Source organism: uncultured Nitratireductor sp. (assembly GCF_913053745.1).
In the GTDB taxonomy this organism is placed as follows: domain Bacteria; phylum Pseudomonadota; class Alphaproteobacteria; order Rhizobiales; family Rhizobiaceae; genus Nitratireductor.
The window spans coordinates 1-10646 of the sequence record NZ_CAJXGF010000148.1; the positions used below are offsets into that span (position 1 = coordinate 1).

Here is a 10646-nt window from a genome sequence, read left to right on the forward strand (position 1 = left end):
GGAGGCCGTTTTGTCCGGTCTTTTCGGCGTGCGAGCCGCTCAGCTTCTGGGCTTCGAGGAACGCGCCGAGGGGGCCGCGCATCTTTCGGGTCTGCTCATCGGCGGAGAGGTGGCTGGCGCTCGCAACCTCTACGGTGCCGGCAGTGCGGTCACGCTCATCGCCGCCGGCGGCATCGCGGCGCTTTACGACCGTGCATTGCAGCAGGCCGGGTTTTCCGTCACCCGGATCGATGCCGAGGATGCGTCGCGTGGCGGGCTGTTTCACTCGGCACAAACGATATGGGGTGCACAGTCATGAACGCATCGAACGAATGGCCCGGAAACCGGCGCGCACTGGTCGCAATATTGCGCGGTATCGGTCCCTCTGAAATCGCTGCGATGACGGACATGCTGATCGCTGCCGGCATTACCTCAATCGAGGTTCCGCTTAACTCGCCAGAACCGTTCCGGTCCATCGAGACGGCGGTGGACGTTGCCGGAGACCGTGCCCTGGTCGGTGCGGGAACCGTTCTGTCGGTGGACGATGTGGACCGCCTGGCGGATATTGGCGGCAAGCTTGTGGTCAGCCCGAACACCGATCCGGACGTCATCCGACGCAGTGTGGAACTCGGTCTGGTTTCCATGCCCGGTGTTTTCACGCCGAGCGAGGCGCTTCTGGCGCACAAATGCGGCGCGTCGGCACTGAAATTCTTCCCGGCATCGGCGCTCGGGCCCTCGGGTGTCTCGGCGATCAAGGCGATCCTGCCCAAGGACGCCACGGTCTGCGCCGTCGGCGGAGTGTCCGACGCGACTTTCGCCGACTACATTGGCATCGGGGTGCGTGCGTTTGGTCTTGGAACCGGTCTTTACCGGCCGGGAGACACTGTCGATGCCGTTCGGGAAAAGGCGCGCCGCACGGTCGAGGCCTACGACAGCGCGCTCGAGGGTTGAGACCGCACTGCAGGGTGTCGGTCGGCCCGACCGTTCTCCTCTGCGAAGCGGCGCAACCAGGCCACGTCGTCGCCCGAGAGAGTATCGATCAGACGTTCGGATAACGCGGTTTTGAGCGTTTCGGTCCAGTCGAGCCCGTTGCGCACCGCTTCCTCGAATTTCTTCGGGGCATAGGCATGGCAACGAATGGCAATGCCGTTCGCCTTCAGGCGGCGCGCATCCTCCAGGTTGAAAACCGCGAGGTCGATGCAAAGTTCGTCGAGATCGGCGCACTTCACGACGGCAAGCGGGTCGCCATAGCGCTCATGGGCAATGCCGCCGGTCAGGATGCCGGGAATCTCTTTCTTGATGCGCTTGAGGCTCGCATGGTCGAAGGAGATCATCATCATGCGTTCAAGGTTCGCCGGGTCGGCTGCGATTTTCTTCAGCTCGCGGATGTAGCCGTCGAGATTGACCTTCTCCTTCACCTCGACCTCCAGCCCCATGTCCAGCTCGCGTGCAAGCATCAGAAAGTGGGTCAGGGTGGAGATGCGCTCGCCGACGAATTCGGGGCCGAACCAGGAGCCGGCGTCGAGTTTTGTGATTTCCGCTGCCGTCAGGGCGCTGGCGGGGCCGGAACCGTCTGTGGTGCGGTCGACCGAGAGATCGTGCAGCACGACGATCTCGCCGTCGCTGGTCAGTACGGTGTCGATCTCACAACTGCGGCCGCCCTCGTCATGGCAGGCGCGCATCGCCGCGAGCGTGTTTTCCGGCGCGCCGATGGAATGTCCACGATGGCCGCACAGATGCAGCGGGCCGGTTTCGCCAGTGTGGAAGGAGAATCCCATAATCCAAGTCCTCGTTCAGGTTACAGTTTTCCAAGTCCCGCCGCCATCACGTCTTCCTTCATGAGCCGTTCGGCGATGAAGAAAATGATGAGCATTGGCACAAGAAGCAGGAAGGTAACGGCTGCGGCCGTTGGCAAAACGAGAATTTCGCCGCCGAGATAGCTCCACAAGCGCACGGCGAGCGTCTGCACCTGCGGTGCGCCGACCATGAAACTTTTTTCGAATTCCTCGAACGAGGCAATGAAGTTGAGAAGGCCGCCGGCCAGAAAACCGGGCCAGGCAAGTGGCAGTGCGATGCGCATCACCGCGACACGGGGCGGGGCACCCAGCGTGCGGGCGGCCAGGATCAATTCGTTGGGAATGCCTTCGAGTGTCGCCGTGAGGATACGGATCATCAGGGGCAGCGTGCCGACGGTCTGTACGAGAATGATGCCCTGCACGGTGCCGGCGAGGCCCAGGCCGAAGAAAATTTCGCCGAGGCTCACAGCCACCACGATGCCCGGTACGATCATTGGCGCGAGCACGAACACCTCGACCGCGCGCTTCAGGCGAAAGGGAAACTGCGCCAGCGCCCAGGCGGTGGGGAAGGCGAGCGTGGCGGTGAGGAGCGTCACCACGGTCGACACGAAGAAGCTGAGCAGGGCGGACGGCAGGATGTGCCGGTCCGAAAGAACGTCACCCCAGGCCGAGAGCGAAAAGGAGCGGGGAACGATGTCGGGCGGAAACCAGCCCACCGCAGGATCATAGAAGGCCCACAGCGCGATCACGCCCAGCGGCACAAACAGCGTCAGGATGAGGTAACCATAGAGGCCCAGTGAGACCCAGAGCTGGGTGCGTTGGGAATGTCTCATGCCGATTGCCATGGTTCAAGCTCCCGCGCGCTTTGGGGCGTCCGACTGGCCGATCGAACCGATGATTGCGTAATAGGTGAGGAGAACGCCCACTGCGACGATGCTGAGCAGCGTCCCCATCGCGTAGACGAGTGGCCAGTTACCCTTGGTGAAGCCTTCGGTGTACATGTGCACGCTGAGAGGCAGCGGATAGCTGGGGCCGAGCAGGTTCGGCACGACGAAGGAGCCGAGCGAGCTGATGAAGGTCAGGAGAACGGCGGCGGTGATGCCGGGCTGCGCCAGCGGCAACTGGATACGCCATAAGATGGTGAAACGGCCGGCTCCGAGCGTGCGGGCGGCGGAAAGCACATCCTTGTTGATCGCGGCCATCGAACCGGAAATGATCAGCGTCATGAACGGAATATTCTTCCACGACGAGGCGATGATCGCGCCAAGACCCCATTCGTCGCGCACCAGCCGCGGCAGGGCGATGCCAAGCGGGGTTAGGATGCGGCTCGCCATGCCGCCACGATCCAGCATGACCAGCACGAGAAAGGCCGCGACAATGCCGGGCACCACCAGTGGTATACGATAGAGCGAGCCGAAGAATCTGCGACTGGTCTCATTGGCTTGCATAAGGGCCGAGAGCGGCAGAGCGATGAGCAGGCTGAGCGCGGTCGGTGCGACGGCGAGCCAGACGGAGAAGCGCAAGCCGTCGAGATAGACCGGCGTCGTTAGAAGCGTGATCCAGGGGGTGAAGGTGAAGACTTCGGTCTGCGGACCGCGCCCGGAAAAACTGTTCACCAGCACCCGCACGAGCGGCATGCCGAAGAACACAAGAAGGTAGCCGACGCCAGGCAGCAGACACAGAAGCAGCGTTGTCGGGCGAACGGGCGTCATGCCGGTGTTTCCGCTGGCTCGAACGTCTTGAGGAGATGAAGGGCCGGCGGCAAGGTAAGCTTGACCGGCTGGCCGGTGGCCAGGATATCTGACTGTCCACCTGCAGTGACGACACGCAATTCCTGCCCGGCTGCCGAAATCCAGTAATGGGTGGAGGCGCCGAGGAACATGGATTGCTCGACCACGCCGTCGGCCTCGCCCTTGGCAGCGTCAATGCCGATGTCCTCGGGGCGGATGGCTATGCCTTCCGAGGCGCGTTCGGCCGGGTTTTCGATCTTGCGCACTGCGCCCCAGGGCAGGCGGCATTCGCTGCCGGAAAGGTCGGCCTCGATGACGTTGGTGAGGCCGAGAAACTCGGCGGTAAAACGGAAGCGCGGGCGGCGGTAGAGATCGACCGGCGTGCCGCGCTCGACGATCTCGCCATCCTTCATCACCACGATCTCGTCGGCCAGTGCCATGGCCTCCGACTGATCGTGCGTGACATAGATCGAGGTGATGCCGAGCTTACGCTGCATGGTGCGAAGATCTTCGCGCAGGCTGTCGCGCAACTTGGCGTCGAGATTGGAGAGCGGTTCATCGAACAGGAGAACATCCGGCTCGATGACGATGGCGCGCGCCAGCGCAACACGCTGCTGCTGGCCACCGGAGAGCTGGCGGGGCAGGCGGCGGGCATGCTGGTCAAGGCCGACCAGCTCAAGCGCTGCGGCGACTCGGGCGGCGATCTCGGGCTTTGCGACATTGCGCATTTCGAGCCCGAACGCGACATTCTTTTCCACATTCATGTGCGGAAACAGCGCGTAGGTCTGGAAGACCATGCCGAAATTGCGTTTTTCGGGCGCCAGAGCGTCGATACGCCTGCCGGCAAGCCAGATTTCGCCCGCGGTTGGGTCCGTGATGCCGGCTATGGCGCGCAACAGGGTGGTTTTGCCGCAGCCGGAAGGGCCCAGAAGCGTGACGAAGCGACCGGCTGGTACTTCGAGGTTTATTCCCTTCAGCGCGCGGGTGCTCTCGAACTGCTTGGTCAAGTGGCGAACGGAGAGTGTTGTTTCCATGGTTAGACGTCCTGACACATGGACGGCGCCGCATGACAGCGCCGTCCATATGGTGGTGTGCGAAGGCTAGTTGGTGGCACGCAGCAGGTTGGCGACGATATAGTCACGCATTGCTGTGGTCAGGGGGGCCGGCATGCTCGGCAATGCGCGTTCGGCAAATTCTTTCGTCGGGATCAGGCGCGCAGCCTGCTCTTCGGAGAAGCTTTCGACCGGGTCGATGTCCGTGCGCGCAGAACGCGATCCGTTGATGCGCAGCTTCTCGAGCTGGATGTCGTGCTGACTCATGAAATCGAGAAACAGCAGAGCCGCCGCCGGATGTCCGCTGCCGACAGGCAGGAACATGCCATCGCCGCCGCCGACCTGACCGGTTTCGATGATCTGTTGGCGCACTGTGGGCGGCAGCAACCCGCGGCCGATGAAATCATAGGTCATGTCTTCCCAGGCCGTGCCGATTGCGCCCGCACCATTGGCGACCAGGTTCAACGTATCGGAGTTGCCATTGGTGACTTCGGCGACCGGGATAAGCTTCTTGTAGTAATCCCAGACCGGGGTCAGGCACGGACCGTTGACATAGGTTTCAGCTTGTTCTTCGGTTATGGCGAAGTTTGAGAATTCGGCGCGGCAATCATCGTCTTCCACCTTGGCGTAAGCGACGGACTGCATGAAACCGTTGCCCGATCCGCCGCCTGCCGGCGAGGTGACGACGAATTTACCGGGATTGGCCTCGGCCCAGACGAGAAGAGCATCCGCGGTCGTCGGGACGTCGTCGCCCGATACGGTGCGGGTGTCATAGACAATACTGGTCTGGTTCCGATGAAAAGGAACATAGGCGCCGCCATGTTCCACACCGCCGGAAACGCGGGCGATCTCCTGGTTGAAGTTGTCAGCGTTCGGCAGGAGGTCCGCCAGTGGAAGGTTGGCCATGACATTTTCCCGCAGGAGCAGGCCCGTGGTGCTGGAACTGACGAAATAGACGTCGGCAGGTGCGGCCACGCCGGAATTGTTGGCCGCGATAAGCTGCTGTACGGCGGCTTCGTTGTTGCCGCGAATGTAATTGACGACAATGCCGTATTCTTCCTCGAAAGCCGGCAGGAGATGGTCGGTGAACAAGGGGCCGAATGAATTGGTGAAGTCGAAGAAAGTGAGCTTGCCTTCCTCCTTGGCCCGGGGAACCACGACGTCGTAGAAGTTCTCCGACGTCAGCGCGGCCAGATCGAAGTCCGGCTGGATGTTGAACTCTTCCGACCCGACCGGCGTGACCGCATAGGCGGTGGTGGTCATGAGGGTGGCGGCGATTGCAGCAGTGAAAGCCTTCATTGGTGTCTTCTCCGCTAGGGGTTGATGGCGCGACCTAGGTCGCGGCTTTTCCGGCACTCCGCATGTCATTTTGCCGATGCTGAGGGGTGCCGGATTCCATCGCTGGCAGGATTGCCAGCAATCTTTCCGCCGTTGCCGGCGAGGCGGCGAAGACCGGAGCGCCATGCTCGAGCCCGTTCGCGCCCAGATAATCTTTGGTGACAGCGCCCGCCATGGCGGCAATGAACAGCCCGCCCACGGCGTCCCACGGGTTCATATGCGGTTCGACATAGGCGTCGAGACGACCGGCGGCGACATGGGCCAAGCACAGCGCGCCTGCTCCGAGCCGGCGAAATTCCACATCGTGCAGGCTCAAGGCTGCAATGTATTCCCGGTAAAGTTTCGGCTCGTGCCGCCCCGAAAAACCGAGGCCTATCACAGCATCCACCATGGTATCGTTCCGGGCACAGGCGATGGGTGTATCGCCGAGGCGAGCGCCATGCTCCGTGTCGGCCCAGAAAAGCTCGTCCGTCACCGGATCGAACACCCATGCGGCGATAGGGCGGTTGTCCTTGAGCAACGCCAGAGAGACGCAGAAATAGGAGAGGCGGCGGGCGAAGTTCACCGTGCCGTCGATAGGATCGACGAGCCAGGTGTAGCCATCCGTAGCAGCTTTGCCTCCCAGTTCCTCTCCGATAATGGCGTCGTCGGGAAACGCTTCGAGGATAGCCGCACGCAGCATGTGCTCGACCGCAAAGTCAGCTTCGGTCACAACGTCGCCGGGTCCCTTGCTGTCGGTTCTGAGATCGGGGGCGTGGAAATAATCGAGCGCGATGCGGCCCGCCTTTTCGGCAAGGAGCTTGCCAAGGGTGAAGCGGGTTGGGGTCTTCAGGGGCATTCTGTCTTCCCGGCAGTCATGCGTGTGATAAGTTTGGGTTTGCAGCGGATAAGCCCGGGGCACTGCTCTCTCGCCCCGTTCCTCTGCAGCGGCTGTTCTTCCGAGTGTCCGTCCACGTGAGCGACGAGGCGGCGCATCATTTCCTCCAGCGGCTGCTCGAAGGTTGTGAGGCGATAGGGTGCCCACTCGGCGGCGGGCAGATTGTCGAAACCGATAAGCGCGATGTCGCCGGGGATCGAGCGGTGGCCGCGCAGACCGTCGAGAAAGCCGAGTGCCATGGCATCGTTGGTGGCGAACACGGCGTCGGGTTGCTGGGCGGAGGGGAGAGCAAGCAGGCGCCCGGCACAGGCCCGTCCGGCCTCGGTCGACATCGTGTCGTTGTTCCAAACGGCGACTTGACGTCCGGCCTCGTGGGCTGCCTGGGAGAAGCCCTCGGCACGCAGTGAAGGTGCCCAACTGCCCTGCGGTCCACCGAGCACCAGAAGCCTCTGGCGCCCTTCTTCAAGGAAGAGCTTTGCAGCCATGCGTCCGCCCAGCGGATTGTCCGTGGCGACGGAAAAGCCCTTGTCGTGATTGGCCGGACGGTTAAGCGCTACGAGAAACTGGCCCTTGTCGATGATCGCGGCGGCGCGGTTCTCGCGCACCACGCCGGCGGTGACGATGACGCCACGTGCACGCCAGCCCAGCGCTTCGTCCAGAAGCCGATCCACCTCCGCATCACTTTCCGCATAGAAAAGCAGCGGCTTTAAATGCCATTCCTGAATGGCCTTCAAGAGGCGTGAGAGAACCTGCGCACGCCAGTCGAAATTGAGCCGTGTGGTAATGACGGCGACCAAAGGGGCGTCGCCCGTCACCATAGAGCGGGCAAGCGCATTGGGCTGCCAGCCGACTGCTTCCGCCGCCTTCAGAATGCGCTCGCGGGTTTTCGGCGCGATCCTGCCATTGCCGGTGAAGGCACGGCTGACGAGCGCTTGCGAGACATTCGCCGCGCGGGCCACGTCATGCGAGGTCGCTGTGCCGGATTTACGCCGCGCCATCGCTCAGACCTTTGCGAGCCGGAAGTAGGGAATACGTATTACCACGTTCTAAAAGCCTCTGTTTTTCAGTCGGTTAAGAGGTTTTTTCGGATGAGCGAAGCCAGCATAGTTTGCTCGGATGACAGCCGCGCTACATGTTCATGTCGGTTCGTTGACAGTGTTTGTATTGGCGGCCCGGCTCTGCGTGGTTGGCAAATCGCGTTGGAATAACGGCGAGCCGGTCGCCGGAAGCCACGCTTTCGAGGAAGCGATTTCTTGCACGTCGAATGCCAACGGCTCGCCTTGATCGCGACTCGCCTCTGGCCGATTGATATGAGTTTATTTTGAGTTCATACTCATGAGATGCAAAAGAGTACTTCCACGAAATTGAGATCCCTGTCCGAATGGCTCGAAAACCAGATCGACGCAGCGGAACCGGGCGATCATCTGCCGACCGTCCGTGACATGATGCGCCGCTTCTCGACGGCCCAGCGCACGGTCGAGCGCGCCTTGCAGCCTCATCTCGACAATGGACGCATCCGGGCCCGCCCCGGTGCCGGCATCGTCGTCTGCGATCCCCAGGCCGAGGACGATCGGGAGGTATGGGAGGGAGATCTGCTCGTCCTCTACCGCGTCTCGGACAGCCGGATCGCCCGCAATGTGCTGCAAGAGGTCGAGCAGCGGCTGAAACAGCGCGATATCAGCGTTCTGCAGATCGGCTACTCGACCGAGGAACAGGCTCTGTCGGTTCTCGGCAAGATCGGAAAATTCAAGACCTGTCTTTTGCAGGTGCATTTCGAGGTGCTCTCGATCGAATTCCTCGCCGCCTTGCGCAAGCATGTGAGAAGCATTGTCATCGATGGGGTCTCGGCCACTGGAATCGATGCGGACGCCGTCGGGACCAATTGGCGCGAGGCGCTTTCGGTTGCATTCCATGTGCTGCATGAGAAGGGGCACGAACGCATCGCTTTTCTTACATCCGCCCATAAAGCGCGGCAGATCGCCATGGCTCGGCGCGAATATCTGCTTCTGTGCGGATCCGTGACGTCATCGCAATCGCAATGGCTGATCGAAATCGATAAGCTGCCCGGCGGGTACAGCGTTGCCGATATCCAGAATGCCCTGGCTCAGCAGTGCCGGGCGGATGGCAGCCTGCCTTTCACGGCGCTGATTGTCTGGGGGGTCACGGAAGGGTTCATGCTCGAGCGGGCCATTCATGAGTTGGGGGCGCCCGTGCGCGACAATCTGAGCGTCGTCATGCTGGGGAGCACGGATTTCGCCTCCGAGCACCTCAATCGTTTTGACGTTGTCGGCAATGCCAATGCCGAGAAATTCGACCTGTTCGAGACCCTGCTTGCCGACCGTGTCGCATTTCGAGATCGGGAGCCCGAAACCCATTATCTGGAAATCAGCTACAAACCGCATGGCAGCATTATTCCGATTGATTTTTGAGTACAATATATATTGTACTGATTATTGTACTCAAATAAATTTCTCTCGCAATCTGGAGGAGCGAGAGAAAGCATGGATGTGGGTGGCCCGCACAACACGGTCGGGGTGTCGATAATCGGGGCGGGTGAGCGCGGCGTTTATTTCGTCGGAACGCGCATGGCGGAAATCGCCGCGGAGACGGGCTTCCGGATCGTGGGGGTCCATGATGCGCTGCCGGATCGGGCGCGGTTCGCCGCCGAGCATCTCGATGCGATCTATGCAAGTCACGGCATCGATCATCGGGTCCGGGTGTTCGATGATCTGGATGAGGCTGTCGGCACGGTTGCCGTGGACCTCGTTCTGGTGACCACCCATACCGATGCACATCGCAAACCGGTGGAAGCGGCGATCGCGGCCGGCAAGCGGGTCTATCTCGACAAGCCCATTTCCGTGACGCTGGACGACGCGCTTGCCATCCACGAGGCGGAAGAGTGCGCCGGTTCTTCCATCATGATGGGTTTCACCCGTCGTTACGAGCGGCCGTGGATCGAAGCCGCCCGTCTTGCGCGCAATGGCGCCATCGGCGATCCGCAGATGATCCTGCTGCGCTCGGTGATACCTTACACGCGATATCTGCAGCTCTGGCATCGCGACAATGCCCGTTCCGGCGGTGCGCTTAACGACAAGGGCTCCCACCACTTCGATGTGCTGAACTGGATTGCGGGTGCGCCGGCCGTTTCCGTTTCCGCCGTGGGCGGTCGCAGTTCGATTTTCACGCCGGATCCTGATGCTCCGGCGCGGTGCAGCGAGTGCGACCGCACATGCCCATATCGTCGGCACGAGACGCTGGTGGATCGTTTCGAGGGCGTCGGACAGGTGGCGAACCCCAGTTGGTCCCGAGCCCGCAATGTCGAACACCGCAATGACAATTGCGTCTATCTGCCAGGTTCCGATATCGACGATCACGCGGTGGTCAGCGTGCGTTACGCAAACGGGATGAGCGCCTGCCTGTTCTTTGCGATTTTCGGCCCCTGGGCAGAGGATCAGGAAACGCTTGAAATCGTCGGCTCCACCGGGCGTTTGCGCATGGAGCGTCACTCCGGCGAGATCGACCTGGTGGCCGATCACGGCCATCGCCGGGAAACGATCTGCTTTCAGGACCCGGACCGTGGATCGACGCATTTCGGCGCGGATCTTCAACTTGTCCGTACGCTGCGCCGTTTCTACGGTGGCGAAAAGCCTCCGGTCGGTGTCGCCGAAGGCGTGGCGTCTCTGCGTATGGTCCTGGCCGCGCAGAAATCGCTCCGCGAAAACGGACAGCCCATCGATCCGCAAACCCTCGAGGCTGTCCAGTGAAAAACCTGCCCGACCATATGATGCCGCTGGCCGTCTCGCTCGGTGTCGTGCCGCTTTACGGCGACATCCACAATCACTGCGCAATGTCCTATGGGCATGGACGCCTCGAA

11 protein-coding genes are annotated in these 10646 nt (G+C 61.6%); 4 read left to right on the plus strand and 7 right to left on the minus strand.

The window, feature by feature from the left end; translation table 11 throughout:
- Positions 1-298 (plus strand): 2-dehydro-3-deoxygalactonokinase (locus tag QZ638_RS19185; RefSeq protein ID WP_295813506.1); only part of this gene is annotated, 298 nt, incomplete at its 5' end.
- Positions 295-930 (plus strand): 2-dehydro-3-deoxy-6-phosphogalactonate aldolase, encoded by a 636-nt coding sequence (locus QZ638_RS19190; RefSeq protein ID WP_295813507.1) that lies wholly within the window; start codon positions 295-297, stop codon positions 928-930. The genes QZ638_RS19185 and QZ638_RS19190, both read left to right, overlap by 4 nt.
- Here the strand turns inward: QZ638_RS19190 and QZ638_RS19195 are convergent.
- From QZ638_RS19195 to QZ638_RS19225, 7 genes are all read right to left on the minus strand, one after another.
- Positions 906-1757 carry a glycerophosphodiester phosphodiesterase family protein gene (locus QZ638_RS19195; RefSeq protein ID WP_295813508.1) on the minus strand — a complete coding sequence of 284 codons (852 nt, stop codon included), beginning with the start codon at positions 1755-1757 and terminating at the stop codon, positions 906-908. The genes QZ638_RS19190 and QZ638_RS19195 overlap by 25 nt on opposite strands.
- Before the next feature lie 20 nt (positions 1758-1777).
- Positions 1778-2608 carry an ABC transporter permease gene (locus QZ638_RS19200; RefSeq protein ID WP_295813509.1) on the minus strand — a complete coding sequence of 277 codons (831 nt, stop codon included), beginning with the start codon at positions 2606-2608 and terminating at the stop codon, positions 1778-1780.
- A gap of 15 nt (positions 2609-2623) precedes the next feature.
- Entirely contained in the window at positions 2624-3487 is an 864-nt protein-coding gene (locus QZ638_RS19205; protein WP_295813510.1) for an ABC transporter permease, read from the minus strand.
- Entirely contained in the window at positions 3484-4539 is a 1056-nt protein-coding gene (locus tag QZ638_RS19210; RefSeq protein ID WP_295813511.1) for an ABC transporter ATP-binding protein, read from the minus strand. The genes QZ638_RS19205 and QZ638_RS19210 overlap by 4 nt, the downstream gene beginning before the upstream one ends.
- Positions 4540-4605: 66 nt before the next feature.
- A complete protein-coding gene (locus QZ638_RS19215) occupies positions 4606-5856 on the minus strand; it encodes an extracellular solute-binding protein (protein ID WP_295813512.1) in 1251 nt (416 codons plus the stop codon).
- A gap of 34 nt (positions 5857-5890) precedes the next feature.
- The gene (locus QZ638_RS19220; protein WP_295813513.1) at positions 5891-6733 is read right to left on the minus strand and encodes an inositol monophosphatase family protein; all 843 of its coding nucleotides are present in this window, start codon (positions 6731-6733) and stop codon (positions 5891-5893) included.
- On the minus strand, positions 6724-7770 hold the full coding sequence (locus QZ638_RS19225; RefSeq protein ID WP_295813514.1) for a LacI family DNA-binding transcriptional regulator: 1047 nt from the start codon (positions 7768-7770) through the stop codon (positions 6724-6726). Before QZ638_RS19225 ends, QZ638_RS19220 begins: the two co-directional genes overlap by 10 nt.
- A gap of 342 nt (positions 7771-8112) precedes the next feature.
- Here QZ638_RS19225 and QZ638_RS19230 point away from each other — a divergent pair, with 342 nt between their 5' ends.
- Together QZ638_RS19230 and QZ638_RS19235 are read left to right on the plus strand one after the other, a co-directional pair.
- Entirely contained in the window at positions 8113-9201 is a 1089-nt protein-coding gene (locus QZ638_RS19230; RefSeq protein WP_295813515.1) for a substrate-binding domain-containing protein, read from the plus strand.
- A gap of 72 nt (positions 9202-9273) precedes the next feature.
- Positions 9274-10536, plus strand: coding sequence for a Gfo/Idh/MocA family oxidoreductase (locus tag QZ638_RS19235; protein WP_295813516.1), 1263 nt, complete (start codon positions 9274-9276; stop codon positions 10534-10536).
- The last annotated feature ends 110 nt before the right edge of the window (positions 10537-10646 follow it).